The sequence below is a fragment of the Streptomyces sp. NPDC029164 genome (genome assembly GCF_055563995.1).
This window is the reverse complement of the sequence record NZ_JBVHWW010000053.1, coordinates 19,547-40,299: the sequence shown is the minus strand read 5'-3', so window position 1 is coordinate 40,299 and position 20,753 is coordinate 19,547. Positions and strand designations below refer to the sequence as shown.

The 20,753-nt window shown below is 71.7% G+C and carries 23 protein-coding genes; 15 read left to right on the top strand and 8 right to left on the bottom strand.

Annotated elements, in window-relative coordinates; all coding sequences use genetic code 11:
• Positions 1–270 precede the first annotated feature (270 nt).
• Entirely contained in the window at positions 271–1,707 is a 1,437-nt protein-coding gene (locus ACZ4VT_RS34685; RefSeq protein WP_467955369.1) for an MFS transporter, read from the top strand.
• Positions 1,708–1,737: 30 nt separating this feature from the next.
• Here ACZ4VT_RS34685 and ACZ4VT_RS34680 read toward each other — a convergent pair whose 3' ends face one another.
• A complete protein-coding gene (locus ACZ4VT_RS34680; protein ID WP_467955368.1) occupies positions 1,738–1,980 on the bottom strand; it encodes a DUF4328 domain-containing protein in 243 nt (80 codons plus the stop codon).
• Between the two features lie 224 nt (positions 1,981–2,204).
• On the opposite strand from ACZ4VT_RS34680, the gene ACZ4VT_RS34675 reads away from it, so the two are divergent.
• On the top strand, positions 2,205–3,095 hold the full coding sequence (locus ACZ4VT_RS34675) for a tryptophan 2,3-dioxygenase family protein (protein ID WP_467955367.1): 891 nt from the start codon (positions 2,205–2,207) through the stop codon (positions 3,093–3,095).
• Between the two features lie 218 nt (positions 3,096–3,313).
• Here the strand turns inward: ACZ4VT_RS34675 and ACZ4VT_RS34670 are convergent, their stop codons facing one another.
• On the bottom strand, positions 3,314–3,904 hold the full coding sequence (locus ACZ4VT_RS34670; protein ID WP_467955366.1) for a cysteine hydrolase family protein: 591 nt from the start codon (positions 3,902–3,904) through the stop codon (positions 3,314–3,316).
• A gap of 203 nt (positions 3,905–4,107) precedes the next feature.
• On the opposite strand from ACZ4VT_RS34670, the gene ACZ4VT_RS34665 reads away from it, so the two are divergent.
• From ACZ4VT_RS34665 to ACZ4VT_RS34650, 4 genes are all read left to right on the top strand, one after another.
• A complete protein-coding gene (locus tag ACZ4VT_RS34665) occupies positions 4,108–5,097 on the top strand; it encodes a GlxA family transcriptional regulator (protein ID WP_467955371.1) in 990 nt (329 codons plus the stop codon).
• Positions 5,098–5,483: 386 nt separating this feature from the next.
• On the top strand, positions 5,484–5,939 hold the full coding sequence (locus ACZ4VT_RS34660; RefSeq protein WP_362814052.1) for a hypothetical protein: 456 nt from the start codon (positions 5,484–5,486) through the stop codon (positions 5,937–5,939).
• A 7-nt stretch (positions 5,940–5,946) separates the two neighbouring features.
• Entirely contained in the window at positions 5,947–7,803 is a 1,857-nt protein-coding gene (locus tag ACZ4VT_RS34655; protein ID WP_467955365.1) for an alpha/beta hydrolase, read from the top strand.
• A complete protein-coding gene (locus tag ACZ4VT_RS34650) occupies positions 7,796–8,368 on the top strand; it encodes a hypothetical protein (protein ID WP_467955364.1) in 573 nt (190 codons plus the stop codon). The genes ACZ4VT_RS34655 and ACZ4VT_RS34650 overlap by 8 nt, the downstream gene beginning before the upstream one ends.
• A gap of 59 nt (positions 8,369–8,427) precedes the next feature.
• Here ACZ4VT_RS34650 and ACZ4VT_RS34645 read toward each other — a convergent pair whose 3' ends face one another.
• A complete protein-coding gene (locus ACZ4VT_RS34645; RefSeq protein WP_467955363.1) occupies positions 8,428–9,711 on the bottom strand; it encodes a hypothetical protein in 1,284 nt (427 codons plus the stop codon).
• Between the two features lie 171 nt (positions 9,712–9,882).
• Here ACZ4VT_RS34645 and ACZ4VT_RS34640 point away from each other — a divergent pair, with 171 nt between their 5' ends.
• A complete protein-coding gene (locus tag ACZ4VT_RS34640; protein WP_467955362.1) occupies positions 9,883–10,590 on the top strand; it encodes a 4'-phosphopantetheinyl transferase family protein in 708 nt (235 codons plus the stop codon).
• A gap of 19 nt (positions 10,591–10,609) precedes the next feature.
• Here ACZ4VT_RS34640 and ACZ4VT_RS34635 read toward each other — a convergent pair whose 3' ends face one another.
• Entirely contained in the window at positions 10,610–10,933 is a 324-nt protein-coding gene (locus tag ACZ4VT_RS34635; RefSeq protein ID WP_467955361.1) for a hypothetical protein, read from the bottom strand.
• 455 nt (positions 10,934–11,388) lie between these two features.
• Here ACZ4VT_RS34635 and ACZ4VT_RS34630 point away from each other — a divergent pair, with 455 nt between their 5' ends.
• On the top strand, positions 11,389–12,060 hold the full coding sequence (locus ACZ4VT_RS34630; RefSeq protein WP_467955360.1) for a hypothetical protein: 672 nt from the start codon (positions 11,389–11,391) through the stop codon (positions 12,058–12,060).
• On the opposite strand, the gene ACZ4VT_RS34625 is transcribed toward ACZ4VT_RS34630, so the two are convergent.
• Positions 12,020–12,646, bottom strand: a complete 627-nt coding sequence (locus tag ACZ4VT_RS34625; RefSeq protein WP_467955359.1) for a terpene synthase family protein — start codon at positions 12,644–12,646, stop codon at positions 12,020–12,022. The two genes, ACZ4VT_RS34630 and ACZ4VT_RS34625, sit on opposite strands and share 41 nt — an antisense overlap.
• Before the next feature lie 283 nt (positions 12,647–12,929).
• Here ACZ4VT_RS34625 and ACZ4VT_RS34620 point away from each other — a divergent pair, with 283 nt between their 5' ends.
• The 3 genes from ACZ4VT_RS34620 to ACZ4VT_RS34610 all read left to right on the top strand — a co-directional run bounded on the left by ACZ4VT_RS34620 (position 12,930) and on the right by ACZ4VT_RS34610 (position 15,377).
• Positions 12,930–14,405, top strand: a complete 1,476-nt coding sequence (locus ACZ4VT_RS34620; protein WP_467955358.1) for an amidohydrolase family protein — start codon at positions 12,930–12,932, stop codon at positions 14,403–14,405.
• A gap of 70 nt (positions 14,406–14,475) precedes the next feature.
• Positions 14,476–14,874 (top strand): hypothetical protein, encoded by a 399-nt coding sequence (locus tag ACZ4VT_RS34615; RefSeq protein WP_467955357.1) that lies wholly within the window; start codon positions 14,476–14,478, stop codon positions 14,872–14,874.
• A 236-nt stretch (positions 14,875–15,110) separates the two neighbouring features.
• On the top strand, positions 15,111–15,377 hold the full coding sequence (locus tag ACZ4VT_RS34610; protein ID WP_362807966.1) for a hypothetical protein: 267 nt from the start codon (positions 15,111–15,113) through the stop codon (positions 15,375–15,377).
• Between the two features lie 24 nt (positions 15,378–15,401).
• Here the strand turns inward: ACZ4VT_RS34610 and ACZ4VT_RS34605 are convergent, their stop codons facing one another.
• Entirely contained in the window at positions 15,402–15,851 is a 450-nt protein-coding gene (locus ACZ4VT_RS34605; protein WP_467955356.1) for a ribosomal maturation YjgA family protein, read from the bottom strand.
• 245 nt (positions 15,852–16,096) lie between these two features.
• On the opposite strand from ACZ4VT_RS34605, the gene ACZ4VT_RS34600 reads away from it, so the two are divergent.
• Complete coding sequence (locus ACZ4VT_RS34600) at positions 16,097–16,639, top strand: hypothetical protein (protein ID WP_467955355.1); 543 nt, start codon at positions 16,097–16,099, stop codon at positions 16,637–16,639.
• Positions 16,640–17,029: 390 nt separating this feature from the next.
• Entirely contained in the window at positions 17,030–17,827 is a 798-nt protein-coding gene (locus tag ACZ4VT_RS34595; RefSeq protein ID WP_467955370.1) for an inositol monophosphatase family protein, read from the top strand.
• On the opposite strand, the gene ACZ4VT_RS34590 is transcribed toward ACZ4VT_RS34595, so the two are convergent.
• Both ACZ4VT_RS34590 and ACZ4VT_RS34585 read right to left on the bottom strand, forming a co-directional pair.
• Complete coding sequence (locus ACZ4VT_RS34590; protein ID WP_467955354.1) at positions 17,824–18,102, bottom strand: ATP-binding protein; 279 nt, start codon at positions 18,100–18,102, stop codon at positions 17,824–17,826. The genes ACZ4VT_RS34595 and ACZ4VT_RS34590 overlap by 4 nt on opposite strands.
• Positions 18,099–19,082, bottom strand: a complete 984-nt coding sequence (locus ACZ4VT_RS34585) for a sensor histidine kinase (protein WP_467955353.1) — start codon at positions 19,080–19,082, stop codon at positions 18,099–18,101. The genes ACZ4VT_RS34590 and ACZ4VT_RS34585 overlap by 4 nt, the downstream gene beginning before the upstream one ends.
• 328 nt (positions 19,083–19,410) lie before the next feature.
• Here ACZ4VT_RS34585 and ACZ4VT_RS34580 point away from each other — a divergent pair, with 328 nt between their 5' ends.
• Complete coding sequence (locus ACZ4VT_RS34580) at positions 19,411–20,229, top strand: polysaccharide deacetylase family protein (protein WP_467955352.1); 819 nt, start codon at positions 19,411–19,413, stop codon at positions 20,227–20,229.
• An 83-nt stretch (positions 20,230–20,312) separates the two neighbouring features.
• On the top strand, positions 20,313–20,498 hold the full coding sequence (locus ACZ4VT_RS34575; RefSeq protein WP_467955351.1) for a hypothetical protein: 186 nt from the start codon (positions 20,313–20,315) through the stop codon (positions 20,496–20,498).
• Positions 20,499–20,753 lie beyond the last annotated feature (255 nt).

The following is a 20,753-nucleotide window of genomic DNA, read 5'->3' as shown; positions in this document are numbered from 1 at the left end:
CCCCCCCCCCCCCCCCCCCCCCCCCCCCCCCCCCCCCCCCCCCCCCCCCCCCCCCCCCCCCCCCCCCCCCCCCCCCCCCCCCCCCCCCCCCGGCCCCGGCTCCTGTAGCAGGCCCCGGTGCGGCCCCGGCTGCCGCCCCGGCTCCGGTGTGGTTCTGGTTTGTGGTGGTGGCCGGACTGCGGGCCGTGGCGGGCCGCTCCACAATGGGACGAGGGCATGCGTGCGGCCGTGGGCGGTGTGCCGGCGGCATCGGCAGAGAGGAACGCCCTCATGCGCGCTGGGTCTTCGGCGGCCGCGCGGAGGACCGGGGCCTTCGTTGCGGTCGCCGTCGCCCTGTTCTGCATCCAGCTCGACTTCTTCGCCCTCAACCTCGCCCTTCCCGGTATCGCCGCGGAGCTCGACGTCACGGTTTCGGCCGCGCAGTGGACCCTGTCCGCGTACATGCTGGCCATCGGCTGCTTCTTCATCATCGGCGGCCGCGTGGGGGACGTCTTCGGGCGGCGCGGCACCCTGCTGGCCGGGACCGCCCTGTTCACGGCCGGTTCGGTGGGCTGCGCGCTGGCTCCCGGACTGGGCTGGCTGGTCGCGGCCCGGATCGCGCAGGGGGTGGGCGCGGCGTTCGTCTTCCCGGTGTCGGTGTCCGTGATCACCAACACCTTTCCCGAGGAGTCCCGTGCGCGGGCGCTGGGCGCCGTGTTCGGCGTCGCGAACATCGGGACCGCGCTCGGGCCCTTCGTGGGCGGCGGGTTCACCGAGGGGCCCGGCTGGCGGTGGATCTTCTGGCTGATGGTGCCGCTGACTCTGCTCTCGCTGCTCACCGCTCTCGTCTACGTACCCGACTCGCGCGATGCGTCGGCGCCGCGCGAGCTGGATCTCGCCGGCTGCGCGCTGGTCGTGTGTGCGCTGGCCGCGCTCACCCTGGCCGTGGAGCGCGGGGACGCCTGGGGGTGGGCGAGTGCTCGTACTCTCGGGCTCTTCGCGGTGGCGGTGGTGGCCGGCGCGCTGTTCGTGGTGCGGGAGCGGCTGGCCCGGCACCCGCTGATCGATCTGCGGCTGTTCCGCAACGTCCCCTACGTCCTGGTGACCGGGATGGGTTCGCTCTCGAACATGGGCTACGGCGTGACCGTCTTCCTCGCCACCCTCTACCTGCAGGGGGTACGCGGGCTCTCGCCGCTCCTGGCGGGCACGGTGTTCCTGGCCCCGGCCCTGCTCGTGGCGCTCAGCGGACCGCTGGGGGCGCGGCTGGCCCGGTACATGCGGCCGACCGCGGTGATGGCGCTGGCCGGGGCGGTCGCGGGCACGGGGATGTGCGCGCTGGCGCAGGTCAGCGCCTGGTGGCTGTACGTGCCGGTGTTCGCGTGGTGCGGGCTGGGGCTGGGGCTGGGCTGGACCTTCTCCAGCGTGGCCACGCAGCAGGTCGTCGCGCCGGAGCGGGCCGGTGAGGCCTCGGGGGTGCTGCTGACGTTCCTGGTCACGCTGGGTGCGATCGCGCTGGCCGGGACGGCGGCGGCGATCTCGGCGATGACGCCGCAGCGGCCGCCCGAGGAGGCCTACGACGCGATCCTGCGGCTGGGCGGGGTGGTCATCGCCGCGACGGCGGTGGCCGTGATGGCCGTACGCCACCGGCTGGTGGTGCTCGGCAGGATCCCGCCCCTGTCGATGCGGGCCCGTGGTGACGCCGGGCAGGAACCGGGCCGCGGGCCCTGACCCCCGCCGGCACGGCGGCCCCGCGGTGTCTCAGGGGGTGTGGCGCCGGTACATCGCGGTCAGGCGGACGGTGAAGTGGATCGCGGCGGCGGCCGCGGCGAGGTCGAGGACGTCGCCCACCATCAGCTGGACGACGGCGTCCCGCAGGTCCGGGATCGACTCGGCGCGGTCGTACGCCCACACGGTGTACTGGTTGAACACTCCCGAGGTGACGAACGGCCCCCACCACAGGCCCACCGGCCAGAACGCCGCCTTGGCCGGCTTGGCCTGCATGGCCGGCTGCCCGGGGGCCGGAGCCGGGGCGGGGACCTGCGCCGGGGCGGGGGCCTGCGCCGGGGCGGGGGCCTCAGCCGGGGCCGGTACGCAGACGGCCCACATGTCCAGGGCGATCCGGAACGGCCACTCGCACCGGACCGGCTGCGCACCGGGACCGGCTGGGCGGTCGGGGCCTGGTTCGTCCCGCTGGTCAACCTCTGGCAGAGACGCGGAGTGCGGCCTTGCCGCAGGAACCGGCAGACCGCGACACCGGCGCGGACGCGGACGCGGGACCGGACCGGGACCGGCCCGGGGCGGTGACCTTGCGCAAGCGGCTGCGGCACGCCCTGCGGTTCGTGGCGCACGACGACGACGGGCTGGACGTCGAGGACCTGAGCCCGCGGGCCGCCGAGTTGCTCCCGCGGCCCTCGGCGACGGATGCGGGGCGCTGGTTCGAGGTGACGGTGCAGCCCGTGTACGTGCTGCACGACGAGTACTTCTTCATGCGTGCGCTGCAAGCTCACGAGATGGTGTTCACGGCGATCGCGCAGGACATGCGGGCGGCGATCGCGGCGTTGCGCGACGGGTGTCTGGAGCCGGCGGCCGCGTGTGTGGACCGGGCGGCCGCCTCGTTCGAGCGGGCTTCGGCGCTGTTCAGGCTGGTCGCGACGATGCGGCCGGAGCATTTCCACGGGTTCCGGGAGTTCACTCAGGGCGCGAGTGCCATTCAGTCCGAGCAGTACAAGCGGTTCGAGATCCTGTGCGGCCTCCCGCACACGGAGCGTCTGGGATCCGAGGCGTTCACGAGTGTTCCGGCCGTACGGTCCGAGGCGCAGGACGCGGGCCATGACACGGTCACGCACGCGTACCTCGACCTTCGCCGCAGAGCTCGTCTCAGCTGGACGGACTGGAACCTCTTCCACACGGCGCTGGGCGGGCTGGAGGAACGGCACCAGCGGTGGAAGTCCACGCACCGCAGTCTCGCGGCGCGGATGCTGGGCAGTGCGCGCGGCTCGGGTGACACCGACGGCGTGCCGTATCTGACGCAGTGTCTGGACAACCGGCTCTTCGGCCGGCTGAACGGTCAACGCGCCCCCGGATGCGGCCAGGACGAGCCCGACCCGAGCTCCTGACGACACGACCGGTGCGGGGCGGCCGGCCTGCAGCGCAGCCGACCCCGGCCCGGCATGAACCGTGGCCGCCAGCCCCCGTACGACGGCCACGGGCACGGGCGGGGTGTCGGCCACCGGCCGCACGACCCGCCCCGCCGTCCACACCCCACCGCTGTGCACGGGCACTGTCCGCCCGACTGGGCACCGAGCCCGTCGAGTTCACCGGGTGGCCGGTCAGCTCAGGTCAGGGCCGCGGTGGACGGCACGACCACGCCGTACAGGTCCTCGACCGTGGCGAGCGCCGCGTGGTGGAGCTGGACGGCCGGCACCTCGACGCCGGCGGCACGCAGGGGGCGGGTGGCCGAGGCGTCCGCGACCACGGTGGGCCGGTTGCCCCGCAGGAACGCACCGGCCGCCGTGTACTGCACGCACATGTGGGTCATGAACCCGGCGAGGACCAGGTCGGTGTTCCCGGCACGGTCGACGAGCTCGCCCAGGTTCGTCTCGTGGAAGGCGTCAGGGGTGGTCTTCACGACGGCCCGCTCCCCCTCGGCCGGCGCCACGGCCGGGTGGATCTGGCCGATCTCGGCCCGGATGTCGTACGGGGTGCCCTCACCGCCGTCGTTGACGACGTGGACGACGGTCGCGCCCGCCTCCCGGGCCCGGGCCAGCAGCTCGACGGCGGCGTCCAGCGCCTCCTTCCAGCCCTCCAGCTCCATCACTCCACGGGTGTAGGTGTTCTGGTAGTCGATCAGGACCACGGTCGCCGCGGCCAGGGAGGCCGGGCTCTGGTCGAAGCCGTTCAGTTCACGCAGGGTCGTCGAAGACATGCCGCACCGTTTCGGTTCGCGTATCGGAAAGGGAAGGGATGGCGCCACAAGCGGTGGCGCACCACCCACGCTACGAACCCCGCCCGCATGACGGCAATGTCACGTAACTTGCAGATACCGACACCGCCGTGGTGTCGTGCCACCACTTCACCCGCGCCTTCGGCTTCGGCTTCGGCTTCGGCCCCGACTGGACGGACTTCCCTGTGAGCAGCCTGAACCGGCTCTTCGTCGTGCTCCTCTTCGACGGCGTCGACCTGCTCGACGTCACCGGTCCCCCGGAGGTCTTCGCCCTGTTGCGGCGGGAGACCGGCAGCGCGCAGGGCTACCACGTGGTGCTGGCCGCCGAGAGCATGGAGGCGGTCACCACGTCCGCCGGGGTGCGGATCCTGCCCGACCTGACCTTCGAGGAGGTCGCGGCGCGCAGTATCGACACGCTCATGGTTCCCGGCTCGGTCGAGGTCGACGGCCAGTCGCGTGTCCATGCCGTCACCGATGCGGCCGTGGTGCACTGGGTGAAGGAGCTGGCGGGCAGGTCCCGGCGCATCGCGTCGGTGTGCGTGGGGGCGCACCTGCTGGCGGCCGCAGGGCTCCTGGACGGCAGACGTGCCACCACCCACTGGTCGACCGCGCAGCAGCTCGCCGCCGACCACCCGGCCGTCGAGGTCGACGCCGACCCCATTTTCATCCGCGACCAGGACGTGTGGACCGGAGCCGGGATCACCGCGTGTCTGGATCTGTCGCTGGCGCTGGTCGCCGAGGACTTCGGCGAGGCGGTCGCGCTGCGCGTCGCCCGACATCTGGTGATGTACCTCAAGCGTCCCGGCGGGCAAAGCCAGTTCAGCGTCCCGATCGAGCCGCTCTCCGCGACCCGGCGCATGGACGACATCCGCCACTACATCACCGGCAACATCGCCGGCCGGCTCACGGTCACCGACCTCGCCGAGCACGCCCACGTCAGCGAACGGCAACTCACCCGCATCTTCAAAACCGAGCTGGGTACGACACCGGCCGCCTATATCGAGGCAGCCCGCGTCGAGGTGGCCCGCAACCACCTGGAATCCACCGACGACACCCTGGAACGCGTCGCGTCAGCCTGCGGCTTCAACACCCCCGACACCCTCATCCGCGCGTTCCGCCGCAAACTGAACACCACGCCCACCGAATACCGCAGCCGCTTCCGCCACACCCCATAACCGCCCCGCCCCCCCGCCCCACCCAGCTCCGCGCACCTGACTCACCGGCCGTGAAGGCAGCCGCGAGCCCGGCCTTGACGGTGGGCGAGGGCTGTCGTGAGGGGCAGCTGTGAAGGTCTGGTGAGAGTGGGGTGAGAGTGAGGGGCCGCGAAAACGGCGGTACGGGCGCCCCAGGCGACCCCGAGCGGTCCTGAAGCAGCGGTGCGGCAGGGGCGGGGTCGGCCTGACCGGGGCGCGTGCCGGGGCCAACGGGGACATACCGGTCGGATGGCCGGGTGGCGGGAGGTGACCGTCACTCAGCCGGGGGTGGTGGGCCGGCCGCGCCGGGGCACTCGTAGGATGACCGTTCGATCATTGCATTCGCAGATTGTTACGGGGGCTCTCGGGTGAGCATGACGTCCTTCGACGCGGAGTGGGCAGGGCTCAAGCAGAGCACCGCGGCCGGCACGCAGATGCGGCTGGCGAGCGCCGCACCCGACGGCGGTGGCGGCGGGGGTGGTGGTGAGGACCTCAAGTCCGACCTGGCGGTCTGGAAGAAGGGCAGCGAGGACGTCGGCGAGCTGGTGACCGCCGTCAGGAAGGCGCTGACCGAGTTCGAGACCGGCCAGAAGGGCGCCGCCGTCACCGGCGTGGAGAGCGCTGCCGCCCAGGGAGAGCTGTACACGTCGTGGAAGACGTATCTCGATTCCCTGGTCGGCAAGTGCACGACGCTGCAGGGGCCGATGATCTCGGCGGGCAAGGGCCAGGTCGCCAATGACGAGACCCTGCGCGGTGACTTCGCCCGCATGAACGACACGTACAAGGACACGCCCGCCACCGGCGGCACCAGCGGGGGCCGGTGAGAGCGGGATGGACTACGCGACCCTGAAGGCGCTGCGGCCGGCGGAGTTCACGGAGGCGGCGGACGGCTACCAGTCGGTCAGTGCGATGGCCGACCACGCCTACGGCAGCGCGGAGGGCCAGATCACGGCCCGGCTGCGGGCCGGACTCTCCGGGAAGGCCGTGGAGGAGGCCCTGATCCAGTTGCGGGGGCTGGCCCAGAACTTCCACTACACGCAGGTCGAGTGCGGTCTCGCCGCGACCTCCCTGAACGCGCTCGCGGCGTCGTTCACCGAGGCGAAGCGGAAACTGGACGCGGCCGTCGGTGACGCCGAGGCGCAGAAGTTCTCCGTAGGCGCCGACGGCTCGGTGAGCTACCCGCCGGGCGGGACGGAGAAGGACGGCAAGCTCCCCGAGGGCGGCACCGTCAGTGGCAGCGCCAAGGGCAAGCCGTCGGGGAACGTCATCGACCCGACCAAGGACGCCAACGACCTCGCGGGCGCGCTGGAGCGCCAGGCCGCGAACATCCACCCCAATCCGAACTTCGGCAAGGCGGTGGAGATAGCCAACCGGATCGCCCAGGCGGTCGCCGAGGCCACCGAGGCCGACACCCAGTGGGCGCCCCGCCTGCGACGCCTCAAAGCCGATGACGATCTCGTCGTCTCCGACTCCGACTGGGCCGACGTCCAGGCGGACACCGGCGAGGTGCGTGCGGGGGCGAAGGACTACCTCGACCACATCAAGCCCCCGCCGCCCAAGGGCAGCGATCCGACGGCGAACGCCGACTGGTGGAAGGGCCTGTCCCCCGACGAGCAGTCGGCGTACCTGTCGCTGAACGCGGCGCAGGTCGGCGCGCTGGACGGGCTGCCGTCGGTGATCCGGGACGAGGCCAACCGCACCGTGCTGGCCGAGAAGCACGGTGAATTCCAGCTCCGGCTGAACTCCATCCCGCCGCAGCCGCAGAAGTACGTTCCCTCCGGGCGGGACTATCCGGCGGTGGTCCTCAACCCGGCCTGGTCGGAATGGGACAAGAAGTACGCCAAGGACAAGGAATTCCTGGAGAAGAACCTCAAGGGCATGAACGCCATCCAGGACCGGTTCGACGCCACCGGCAAGGAAGGCCTGCCCGAGGCGTACCTTCTCGGCTTCGACACCAGCGGCGGCGGCCGGGCGATCGTCGCCAACGGCAATCCCGACACCGCCGCCCACACCGCGGTGTTCGTCCCCGGCACCTACACCGACATCACGAAGACCAACGACTACATCCACCACATGAGCGAGCTGTGGAAGGAGACGCACGCGATGGCCCCCGGCCAGAACGTGTCCACCATCACCTGGATCGGATACGACGCCCCACAGAGCATCGTCCCCGAGGCCATGAAGAAGCACTACGCCGAGACCGCCGCCCCCGATCTCAACCGGTTCATGCAAGGCCTGGAGAACATCCAGGGCGGCGACGAGAAGAGCCACACCACGATCATCGGCCACAGCTACGGCAGCACCGTCCTGGGCGCCGCGTCCAACGCGGGTGACCTGCGCGCCGACGACATGATCGCGGTCGGCAGCCCGGGCATGCTCGTCGAGCACGCCAAGGACCTCGACGCGGGCGAGGGCCACGTATGGTCCCAGGCCGCCTCCACCCTGGACGACCAGGTACCGCTGGGCGGGAAGGTCGCCGGTCTCGGCGGCCCCACCGACTGGTGGGAGGAGATGCTGCCGTTCGGGACCGTCTGGGGATCGAACGTGCCCTCCGACGAAAGCTTCGGAGCCAATATCATGGCGAACGACGCCGACAGCCACACCGACTACTGGAGAGATCACTCCTTGAGCATCGAAAACCAGGCAAACGTGGTCGCCGGCCGCTATGACAAGGTCCAGCGTGGCTGACACCGCACCCGGCGGCCTCACCCGCCGAACCACGAAGACGATCAGGGCCACCGCACTCGCCGTCGCCCTCACCGGCCTGCTGTCCACACTGTCTGTGGGGTGTTCCAACGTGAAAGAACTCAACTACACACCGGCACGCATGGACCCCGAACCGGCCCGCACCAAAACCAAGCAGGTCTCCAGCAACCTCCTCGAGATGGCCGGCGTCAAGGGCAAGGTGACCGAACCCGGCCCGAGCGTCACACGCTGCCGCGAATACGGCGACGACCTGTTCTCGATGTCCCACCCCTGGTCGGTCTACGACATCACCGACGAACAAGTGGACACCGGCATCACCAACCTCCGCACAGCGCTCAACGAAAACGGCTGGAAGATCACCAAGGACGGAAAAGCGAACAGCCAGGCACAAGACGCCGAAATCTACGCCGAGAACAACGCCGAGCAATTCGCTCTCCACGTCACCGGCAGCAAGAAATCCGCCACCGGCAACCCCATGCTCCTCTTCAAAGTCGTCTCCAGATGCTTCAAAGCAGAATCCGCCACAGCTCTCGACGGCGAATACTGACGACACGACACGCGACCGTTCCCGGGAGCCGAGCTGCCGGATCCGGTCCGGTTCCGGGGCTACGGGTGCAGGGCGCCGGGGCGGTCGGGGGTGCGCAGCGCCTCCAGCCGCTGCTCGGCCAGACGCAGATGACGGGGGTCCGGCAGCGGCAGAACCCGCAGGAGCGCGACCAGGTCGGGCCCGAACTCCAGCACGAGGGCACGGTCCCTGAGCTGCGCCCAGCAGTACAGGGCGCCTGCCGCCGCGGCGTGCACCTCCAGAGCACCGGCGCCCTGACGTGCCAGACGGGCCTGACCAGCGCCGATCCACAGCCGGGTCGCCGAAGGGAAATCACCCGCCATGCGCGCCAGGTCGGCGCGGATCTCCGCCCACCCGATGGCCTCCGGAGAGGCATGTCCGCACGTCTGCAGCACATGTTCCTCCCAGACCCGGGCCATGCCGGCCGCCTCCCCATGACGACCCGCCACAGCCAAGGCGTGAATAAACGGCCGCGGATCCCCCGACCCCGAAACCGGCAGGGAGCGCGGTACGGGGACCGGTGCAGGGACCGGTGGAGCTGCGGGTTGCTGCGGCTGCTCGGGGTGTGGTGACCGGTGAGGGCCGTGCGCCTGTGGGGGGTGTCCGGGTTCGTGCTGCGGGCCGGGGCGCATGCCGAGCTCCCGCGCGGTCGGCAGGACGAGCGTTCCCGGGGGCAACGCCGCCGCCGAAACCGCGAGCGCGTGCACCTGCACATTGGCCGGCCGGCCCGGCCCGCGACGCAGCTGCGCAATCCAATGCCGGGTATAGCCGCTCACCGCAGCGCCCACCGCGGCCGGGGCGAAGGCCGGCGGGCTGACCACCCCGTACACCTCCGCCGACCCGGAAACCGGCAGGCCGGCGTACTCCTGAAGCAACGGCCACGCACTCTTGTCCGCAACAAGGTCGACAACCACCGTGGTCAGCCCGGCCGGACGCCCCCGCAGCTCGGCCCCCAACCACTCCCACGGCAACGCGCTGTAACGGACCGTTCCCGCCGTCGTCCCGGCCAGCGCGAAACACAGCCCGCCGCCACGGCGATCGACCGTCAGCCGCCCCGAAAGGTAGACCAGCAACGGCCCTCGCGTCGCCGCAGCCGCCCGCAACCGCGTCAACACCGTGTTCGGGTCACGCGCCCCATCCAAACAGACCGTGTCACACGGCACGTCGCTGCCCAGCAACACCGAACCCGGCACCATCGCAAGAGCCGCGACATTGGCACTCGGCGCCAACTGCACCACACGCCGACGCACGGCCGCATCACCCGCCACCACGAGGACATGCCCCCGCCCCTGCCCCTGCTCGTGCCCCGCTCCACTCAAGTACATGAACAGACCGTACTCACACAGGGCACCGCCCCTTCACCCGCACACCCAAAACCCCACACCGCAGAGGCGCGCTCAACGACCGGACAGAGACCACACCTGACCGGGACCCGCCCGGGACCCGCCCGGGTACCCCCCGCCCGGACGCCCGCCGCCTGGTCTACCCTCGGACAGGTGATCGAGCACGTGAATCAACTCGGCGGCCAGCCACCACACATCGGACCGCCCCCCACCGACAGCACCCCCATCGTCTGGGCCTGGGACACCACCGCCGACACCCTCGGCGGACACCCCGTCGACACCGCGGCAACCCTCCTCGACACCAACGAACGCACCCGCGCCGAGCGCATGGTCAAGCCCGCCGACCGGCACCGCTACCTCGCCGCCCACCTCGGCCTGCGCGTCATCCTCGCCGCCTACCTCGACCTCCCCCCACAACGCATTCGCCTCACCCGCGAAAGCTGCCCCACCTGCGGCGGACCCCACGGCCGCCCCAACACACCCGACAGCCCCCTCCACTACAACCTCTCCCACAGCGGCGACCTCGCCTACCTCGCCCTCGGCACACGGCCCATCGGCATCGACATCGAGCAGACCCCCACCCCTCAAACGGTCACCGATGTCCTCCACACCCTCCACCCCAAAGAAACCACCGAACTCACCAACCTCCCCGAAGCCCAACGCCCCCATGCCCTCGCGCGCATCTGGACCCGCAAGGAAGCCGCCCTGAAGGCCACCGGCCACGGGCTCGCCCAAGGCCTCACCGACCCCTACGTCAGCTCCCACCCCATCCCCGCCACCATCCCCGGCTACACGCTCACCGACCTCCCCGCCCCCCACGGCTACACCGCCGCCCTCGCCACCGCCGCCAACCCCGAATAGACCCGCACACGACAGTCGGTCACCGGCCGGCTCGGCGTCCGGTCAGCTTCCTTGGGCGGTGAACGAGCGGGTCACGGTGTCGGCCATGGCGTGGGCCATCCGCTCGTAGAAGCGTGTTCGCCGCCCTTGCGCCATTCCGCCAGGTCCGCCGGCCCGAGGCCGTCTGCTGGAGCCCGGTCTTGGCCCCGTAATCGACGAGCTCCGGGAACCAGCGCGTCATGCTCTCGATCTCTTCGGCGTGGACACCGAGCTCGCCGGACAGCTTCAGCCCCTCGAACAGCGGCCGCATGGCGAACGTGGCCAGGGCCGCCGCCTCCACCTGTGGGCAGGTCAGGTCGGCCATCGTCCCGGCGAAGGCCGGAGACCATTCCTGCGTCTTGTGGGGACATCACAAATGGGCTCCCCCGCAGTCGATTTCCCGTGGCCGTGACCCAACGCCCGCTCTGTCGTTGAACCGGACGGTCAAGCGAAGTGCACAGCCAGGCCCCGGGACTCTCGTCCCGGGGCCTCGTGCATGGCCGACCAGCGCGAACCCGGAGACTCCACGCCCCCCGGACCGCGGGCGTCCGCAACGCGCTGGTACGGTGCCGGTGTCCGCTTGGTGCCGGACCTGACCCACAGACAGGGACGCACCCCCGCAAGGGGGGTCCTCGCCATTGGTCGCTCGCAAGCTCCTCACCGACCGCCTCCCGCGCCCCGTGCACGAGCCCGGCCGCGCCGGGCCGTACGGCAGCAGCGGGGGCGCGCCACGCTCGGTGCGACCGACCGACCCCACCACACTGCCGAAGGAAAGCACGCATGACCGACCAGACTCCCCCCGCCGCCCCGGACGCCGCCGCGGACCCGCTGCGCAACGTCTACCTGCGGCTGGCCGCCGCCGAGTCCATACCGCCGGAGGCCGCCCACCAGTTCGGCTACCTGCGGCCCGTCGCCACCGACCTGCTGGAGGGCATCGCGTACGACACCCCGGACAGCGTCCGCCTGCTGGACGACCAGGACATCGCCCGGGTGGACCGCGATGTGCTCTACGCGGCCGCGCGCGCCAACCTGCTTGCCGAGCCGGTGGGTTACGACACGATCGAGCGGCCCGGTGGCGCCGTGCTCCACATCATCGGCGGCGATTCCGTGTACGCCGCCAGCAAGGCGCTCGTCTTCGAGGAGGCGGTACGCGCCGCGGGCGGACCCGAACTTCCCGCCGAGGGCGTCCTGCTGACGGTCCCGAACCGCCACAACCTGGTCTTCTATCCGCTCGCCGACCGCCACGTCGGCGAGGCCGTCAACGATCTCGCCCAGTTCGGTCTCGGCGCGTACGAGGACGGTCCCGGACGCCTCTCGCCGCGCGTGTTCTGGTGGCGGGCGGGCAGCCTGACCACGATCACCGTCTTCGACGAGGAGACCAAGACGATGAGCATCGCCCCGCCGCCCGAGCTCATGGACACGATGCGCCGACTCGCCGGCACCGGGGCCTGACCCGCAGGGAGAGCCGTTCCTGCAGCAACCGACGGGAGCGGAGGGCCACTTCGAGCGCGTGAGTCGTGAGGAAGTGCGCGGTCACGACGACGTGTTCGCTGACCTCCTGCTCGTATTCGGTCTCCCGCCGGTAGGAGACCAGGTCGTGGTGGAGGTCGACGACGTCGGCGAACGCCTCGTGCAGCCGCTCCATGGCCGGCCGTTCGCGTACGGCCGGTGCCAGGTCGAGACCGAGGGCGCGTTCGACGAGCTGTGCGGCCCAGACGGTGCCGCCGGCTCGGCGCCGCATGCCGATGCGATCCACCGGATCGGGGATCCGGCCGAAGGCCACGTTGTCGACCTCCCACAAGGCGTCATCGAACACGTTCGGCAGCCGCCCTGTCAGCCGCTCCCGCCAGGCCGTGTTCCTGCCCGCGCAGGTGCGGCGCATCAGATCCGCCAGCCCGCCCTCCACCGGGTTCGCCGGATCCGCGGCCCGCGGGTCGGCGGCTACCCGGCCGAGGCGGTCGAGGAAGAGCCGCGCCCCGGCGCAGTCGCGCGAGCGTTTGAAGCGTTCCACGATCAGATCGTTCAGGTACAGCTCCACGCGCAGGAGTCGGCGAAGAGCTCCAACTCCGCGCCTCCGGCGTCCGGGTGGGTCAGCGCGGCGAACAGGGCGAAGTCCACCGAGCATGCCCCCAGAATGCTCTACGGCCTCCCACGCCACCATCGCACCCAGGAGTGACAACAGCGGAAAATGTTTTCCGCAGGCGTCTATCGAATGGCCGTTCGCTGGGCATGCTGCGTGTACTCTCCCGCCACTGCTCGACGCCCGCAACGGCGTCGCCCGGGCGGGCCTTCCGTTCTGAGCCCTCGGGAGGTAACACGCCATGCAGTCGATCCCCACGCCGCCGTCGGCCCCCAGCCGGCGCGATCTGCTCACCGGCCTCGGTCTGGCCGCCGCCGCTCCCCTCGTCCTCGGCGTCACGGCCAGCCCCGCGCTCCGCGGCCACCCCGCCCACCAGCCCGGCCGGCCCGTCCGGTCCGGCCACGTCGACCAGCCCGTCCAGGGAGACCGGACGGTCCTCCTCCGCGGGGCCTCGCTGGCGCTCACCATGGACCCCGCCATCGGCGACGGCCCCCTCGGCGCCGTCGCGAACGCCGACGTCCTGATGCGGAACGGCACCATCAGCGCCGTGGGCACGGCCCTCCGGGCGCCGCGCGGCGCCTGGGTGGTGGACGCCACGGGCAAGCTGGCCATGCCGGGATTCGTCGACACCCACACCCACCTCTGGCAGGCGGTGATCCGCGGTGGGTGTACCGACCGCGACCTGTTCGGCTGGTTCCAGGGGTGTACCGACCCCCAGCGCGGCCTGCTGACTCCCTCCGCCCTCCACAGCTTCGTGCGACTCGCCGCCCTCGACGCCGTCCAGTCGGGCGTGACCACGCTGGTGGACTGGGTGGACATCTTCTCGTACGACCTCATCGAGAGCTACGTACGGGCCCTGGCCGGCACCGGGGTGCGGTTCACCTACGCGATGTTCCCGCCCAAGCCCGACGGGGTGCTGGTCACGAAGGTGAAGAAGGAACTCGTCGACCCGGTACCGCTCGGCTCCTTCCAGGTCGCCACGCATGCGGCCCGGGCCGTCCAGGACCTCAACCGCGCGCACTGGGAAGTCGCCCAGGACATGGGCGTCATGCTCAACTCCCATGTCCTGGAACGCCCCGAGCAGCGCGCCGACGATCCCATCGGGGTCCTCACCGACATCGGCGCGCTGGGTCCGCGGCTCCTGATCAACCACGCGATCCACCTGACCGACGCCGAGATCGCCGCCGTCGCCGAGCACGACGTGCGGGCGGCCCACTGCCCGCTGAGCAACATGCGGTTGGCCTCCGGCATCATGCGGCTCTCCGAGTTCAGACGGCGGGGCGTCAAGGTCGGGCTCGGCCTGGACGGCGGGACCAACGACAGCTCGGACTTCCACGCGCTGATGAAGACGGCCATCGGCCTGCAACGCGCCCGCGCCACGGACGCCGGCGTCTTCCCGCAGGTGCACGACGTCCTGCGGATGGCCACATTGGGCGGGGCCGAGGCCCTCGGCATCGCCGACCGGGTGGGCTCCCTGACCCCCGGCAAGCGGGCCGACGTCGTCGTCGTGGACCCGGCCGCCCTGAACTTCGCGCCGCGCTTCGACTGGGTCGGCCAGGTCGTCTTCAACGGGCGCCCCGAGAACGTCGACGCCGTGTTCGTGGACGGACGGGCGCTGAAGCTCGGCGGCCGCCTGGTCGAAGTCGACACGGACCGCGTCGTACGGGAGGCCGAAGCGGCCGCCACTCGCCTCCGCGCCGCCGGCCGGGCCGGATAATGGCAGCGCCCGGGGCCGCCACCGTGTGCGTACGGGGCGCGGCCCGACCGACCGGAGAGATGAAGGATCCATGACGCTCGAACAAGGCCAGCGGGTGAAGCTGGCAGCAGACCTCAGGCTGGCCGGGTCGGTCCTTCCGGCCGAGGACCCCGCGGCGGACACGGGTGCCGTCGCCGGCTCGCTTTCCCTGGCCTCGGGCATCGAGGGCACCGTCGAGCGGGTGAACGATCCCCAGAAGGAGGAACCGAGCCATGAGGTCCGCGAGTACGTACGGCTCAAGTCGCTCCTCGACGACTTCGGCCACCAGATGCCCGCGGGGACCAGGAAGCAGCTCGAGGAGCAGGTCGGCTCGCTGGAAGCCGAGTGGATCGCCCACCAGGAGCAAAAGCTCCACGTGACGGTCCGCGTCAGGTTCGACAACGGGTTCGTCCTCGACGACGCCCACGAAGGGGTCTTCGTCTCCGCCTGACCTGCCGGGGCACGCCCTTGAGGTGTTCCCATGGGCAGGGAGCACTTCGAGGACGCACCCTCTCGGGTGAGGCGATCACGTGGGCGGCGCGCGCGGCGGGCCATGGAACGTCCGCCTGCGCACGGCCCGGGTGACGGCGCGCCTTCGCGGCGCCCGGCGGTGCGGCCCGTGGCACTCTCGCCGTGTCCCGCCGCGCGAGCGCGCGTTACCCGCGTCCGGCAGACGACACTGGACCCATGAGCGAGCACCGCTTCACCCTCGAACACGCCAGCGACGGCATCGCCCCGGCCGCTGCCCGCACGCCCCACTACCCACACAACCTCCGGTACGAGAGGCCGGCGGGGACCACCCGGACCAGCCCCGAGGGCCACACCCTGCGCGCTCTGTCCGACCTCACGGTGGTGACCTGTGCCTGCGGCCTCACGACGCCGGCGCTCCCGAACGACCACGCGCGGCTCGTCTACGAGGAGCACCGCAATGTGATCCGCGACGAGATGGCCTGAGGGCCGGCCCGCGGCACGTGCTGCTCAGGTCCGTGTCGCGTCGCGGACCCGGGCAGGACGTGCCTGGAGGGACCGCACCGCGGTGTGGACGAGCCATCCGGCTGCCGCGCCCACGGAGTACCACAAGAGGTCCGGCGGGTTGAAGGTGGAACCCAGCACGAGGCGGGCGACCGTGCTGCGTCGGGAAAGGTCCGCCGGCACCGAGCTGAGCTGGAGGAACTCGACCATGCAACTGACCGCCAGCGCGCTTGCGGCGGCCCTCAGGGGCGATATCCGTGGCGCCACCAGCACGACGAGACTCAGCAGGAGCACGGTGTAGAGCGCGTCCCCGCCGTACTTGGCCACGCTCCCCGTCGCCACGGCCCTGAGCCCCAGTCCCGCACCGACGACCACCAACGCCGCGGCGGCCGCCGCCAGACGGGTCCGGATCCGGTCGGCGGCGGCACGGTTTCGGGTTTCGGGTATGAGAGCCACGGGGTCATCCTGCCAGCCGTACCGGCTCCGCCCTTGCGGGAGTCTGAGCACGCGGCCGCCCCGATCTGAGTACGCGCACTCATCCGTTCCCCGCGGCCGGCCCCCACAATGATCACATCACGGCAGATCAACGCCCGGGAGTCCGTCTTGTGCACGGCGCCCATGCAGAACCCGGGCGCGTCCCGACACACTTCCGCCCGCGGATGGCGTCGGCACGCACGAGCAATCCTGGAGAACCGTTCACCATGGCAACACCGCAGCACCACGCGTCCGACCAGGGCCCCGTGCCGGGCAACCCCTACGGCGCCGCCGGAGGGTACGGCCAGAGCCCGGCCCCCTGGAACCAGGGGCCCGTGCCCGGCGGTTACGGCGCCCCGGCGGCCACGAGCCACATGCCGCGCTCGTGCCGGGCGTGCGGCGGTCAGTCCGCCGAGGACTTCAAGGTCCGGTCCCACATGGGCATTCTCATCATGATGAAGTTCGAGCACCTGAACGGACCGTTCTGCCGGGCCTGCGGAATAGCCGTCGTCCGGCAGATGACCACCAGGACGCTGTGCCTGGGATGGTGGGGGCCGCTCTCCCTCGTGATCTTCAACCCGTTCACGCTCGTGTGGAACCTGCTGGCCTACCGGAAGTTCAGCAAGCTTCCCCCGTCGACGCCCGCCCCGGGACGCACCCACCTCGACACGGGCCCGGCGGTGCTCCGTCGGCCGCAGGCCTACGTGACGCTCATCCCCATCGCCTGGGCCGTCTGGATCATCTCCCAGGCCCTGACGCACTCCTCCTAGGCGGGCGCCGGCTCCGGCGGCCGAGCGGCACGCGTCCGACAGGGAAGCCGCTGGGCGCCCTCGCACCGCCCGAACCCCGACTGGGGCATGAGCGCCCACCACGACCGGATCATGGTCGTGATCGGCGTCGAGCGCGCCGGCTGGCGGTACTGGGGAGGACTCCGTGGACGTCCTCGGCGGAAAGGCAACCAGGGACATGGCCGTCTTCGCCTACGCGGCGAAGGACGGTGCACCCTGGCGGTCGTCGGCTGGTCACGGGTGGAGCTGAAGGACCACACCCTCGGCCAAGTGCTGGTCGGCGCCGCGGTGGCGGGGCCGTCGCAGCCGGTACCTTCGTGCCGGCCCGGTAGCCCGTTGGTTCGGTGGGGTGACCGCTATATTCTCCAGGGCATGATCGACTCGTACACGAGCCTTGATGATGCCGGCGTCGCGATAGCCGCGGCACGTGCCGGTGCCGACGTGGTGCGCCGCATGTACGGCGGGCCGCTTGCGCGGATCGACAAGGGTGCGGGGGACTTCGCGACCGCCGCCGATGTGGAGGCCGAGAAGGCGATCCTCGGTGTCATCCGTGCCGCTCGGCCCGCTGACGCGGTGCTGGGCGAGGAGGGCGGACAGCAAGGTGCTGCCGCGGCCGTCCGCGAGTGGTTGGTGGATCCGCTGTGCGGCACGCTGAACTACGCCGTCGGCAGCATGCTGGTGGCCGTCAATGTGGCGTTGCGCGACGGGGCGGCGGCGGTGGCCGACCCGTTCAGCGGCGAGGTCTTCTTCACCGATGGTGAGACCGCCCGGGTGCGGCACGCGGGGGTCGACGCGCTGCTGGCGCCGACGGCCGCCACCGGGCTGGTGGACGTCAATCTCGATCCGCCGTTTCCCGGTGCCCCCGGATTCCGGGCCGTGGACCTGCTGGCCGACGCCGGGTTCGTCGAGCGGTTCCGGCCGCGGGTCGTGTCCACGACGTTGGCGCTGGCCTGGGTCGCGGCCGGCAAGCGTGCCGCGTACGTCACCGATGGCGGCGACCTGTCCGCAAGCGTGCACTTCGCCGCCGGGATCGCGGTGTGCCGGGCCGCCGGCTGTGTGGTCACGGGGCTGGACGGTGGCCCGCTCGGCCGGGCGGGCCGCGGGCTCGTGGTGGCCGCCGACGCCGAGACCCATGCGCTGTTGCTGTCGATGATCTCCGGTTCCGGCTAGAGCCGGGCTCCCGTCCGGGGTGCCGGAAGGACGAGTCGGACCTCGAAGCCACCGAGGGCGCGGGGGCCGGCGGTGACCGTCCCGCCGTAGATCTTCGCGCGTTCCCTCATGCCGATCAATCCGTGGCCGGCTGTGATCGCCGTGTCCGGCAGGGAGGTGCCGCTTCCCTCATCGGTGACCGACACCACGATGGCGCGGCTCTCGTAGCGGATGGTGACGTCCGCCCGGGTCGGCCCCGCGTGCTTGAGCACATTGGTCAGTGCCTCCTGGATCACGCGGAAGACGCACAGCGCCATGCCCTGCGGAAGGGGTGTGGGGGAACCGACGACCTCCATGGTGGCCCGGACCCCGCGCCCCGCACCCGCTCGAGCAGCCGGTCCAGCAGGTCCAGCCCGGGCGCCGGGGCGTGGGCACCACTGTCCCCCGGCCCGTCGTCGGCATCGGCATCGGCATCGGCCGGTTTCACCTTCTCTTCCGGTAGCCCTTCCTGGCCGACGCGGAGCAGTACGAGCATGCGGCGCATCTCCTCCAGCGCCTCCCTGCTGGTATGGGCGATGGTGTCCAGGGCCTGCCGGCTCACCGCCGGGTTCGTGGGGAACACGTACGAGGCCATGCCCGCCTGGAGCGAGATCACGGACATGTGGTGCGCGACGACGTCGTGCAGTTCCCGCGCGATGCGCACCCGCTCCTCCGTGAGCGCCTGGCGGGCGATCTCCTCCTGCTGCCTGCGCAGTTGGAAGGTCAGTTCGGCGAACTGCCTGTTCCGCTCGGCAAGTCGTCCCGATCCGCGTCCGACGACGAACACCACGGCCGGGAACAGGACCGCCTGGGCCACGACGGTCGGCATGGAGCTGTGGTCGGCGTTGCTCAGTCCCGCATACACCCACGTGCCGGCCACAACCGCCGCGCACACGAGGGAAGTGCGCAGGTGACGGGTCGCCGCGACCGTGTACAGGCCCAGGAGCGGGGGCATCGAGTTGATCACCGGCCAGTACCCACAGGCGATGAAGAGGATCCACAGCGCGCTGCTGGTGGCGAACACTCCGACGGGCGCGATGCGGCGGGCGAGCAGGACCAGACCCACCAGTACGGTCAGGACCGCCCCCAGCCCGTCCATGGACTGCCATCCGACGGGCGGCGGCTCCTGCCCCAGGAGCAGGCCCGCGCCGGCGTAGCCCAGTGCGAGCAGCGAGTCGACGGCGAGCGAGCGGTACCTTCCCGTGAGCTTGTCGAGGAAACCGGATCCAGCGCGCATCGCCGCAGCCTACGGGCCGGGGCCGGGCCAGGTGCCCGGAATCTCGTCTCAGGCCGGGGGCCTGCCCGACCAGCGTCACGAGCATCACGCTGAAGATCGAGACGACCGCTCCCACGACGGCTGGTCGGTGACACTGCTCACACGCGACGGGACGCCGTGCGCCGCGCGGCTCCCGCAGACCGGGCGCGGACGGGGCCAGGCCTGCCCCCGCTCCCCCGGGCGGGCCGTCGAAGGGGCCGATCGGACGAGGAAGGGGCCCGGACGCATGACCTAGCCTGGATCGGCAACGCGAGATCCGGGGGGCTGAGCGCAAAGGAAGAGCGCGTCCATGGGCATCACCACCAGTTCCGCACGCCGTCTGCGGGCGGGATCCGCCGCGGCGGCGGCCGTCCTCGGCATTCTGGCGGCAGCCGGCACCCCGGCCCTCGCCGCGACGGACGACTCGGCGGACCGGTCTCCGGTCACGGCCCCCGGCCGTCACTCCGAGGCCGCCGGAGGCTCCGGAGGCTCGGGATCCGTCCAGGGCGCCGCCGGGGTCCCCCTGGGCATCTCCAGGCTGGCCCAGGGCGCGGGGCGCGACGTGGCGATCACCATCGACGACGGCCCGGATCCCCGCTGGACGCCGCAGGTCCTCAAGGTGCTGCGGGAGAACAACGTCAAGGCCACCTTCTGCATGATCGGGACGAAGGTGCAGAAGTACCCGGATCTGGCGCGCGCGGTCGCCGCCGACGGGCACCGGCTGTGCAACCACTCCGTCGACCACGACGTGACCATGGACCACAAGCCCGTCGCCTACCAGCAGCAGCAGATACTCCAGGCCAAGGCCATGATCGAGAAGGCCGTACCGGGTGTCCCCGTCGGCTACTACCGTGCGCCGGGCGGAGCCTTCACCCCCGACAGCCGGGCGATAGCCGCGGCCAGCGGGATGCGGCCGCTGGGCTGGAGCGTGGATCCCAAGGACTGGAGCCGGCCGGGCCTGCCCGCGATCATCTCCGCCGTCGAGGACAAGCTCCCCCAGCAGCCGACCGTCCTCTTCCACGACGGGGGCGGCGACCGCAGCGAGACCGTCGCGGCGCTCAAGGAGTACCTGCCCTGGCTCACCGCACACGGCTACGCCTTCTCCTTCCCGGCGCGCACCACCCCGTAGTCCGGCCGGCCGGCGGCGGGCGGCCGTCCTTCGTCGCTGTCAGTGGTGGTCAGTACCGTTGGCCACCGGCGAGCAGACGGCGCGTGCGGGGGGTGTTCCGCCACGCGCCGGGCCGTACGGCTGCCGCGGACGCCCTGCGCCTGGACTCCGTCGTGCTGTGGTCCGTGGACTGGGAGGCCTTCCGCGCGAAGCACCCACCGGCACGGGGTACGGCGCAGGAGTGGCTCCGGCGCCTGAGCCGGGCGCTGGAACCGGTGTGGGGCCGGTAGCCGGTAGGCAGAGCGGAGACGGTTTCGCGCGGAGTGGGCTGTCGTGGCCGTCCGTGGCTCCTCACGGCCGCTGAGCGGGGACGGGCCGAAGTGTGGGCCAGCGGGCGAGCATGCGGTGGCGCATGGCGGTGCTGAGGCTGCTCAGGGCGGTGAGGGAGGCGGGGGGGGGGGGGGGGGGGGGGGGGGGGGGGGGGGGGGGGGGGGGGGGGGGGGGGGGGGGGGGGGGGGGGGGGGGGCGGGCCGGGGGTGGGGCCG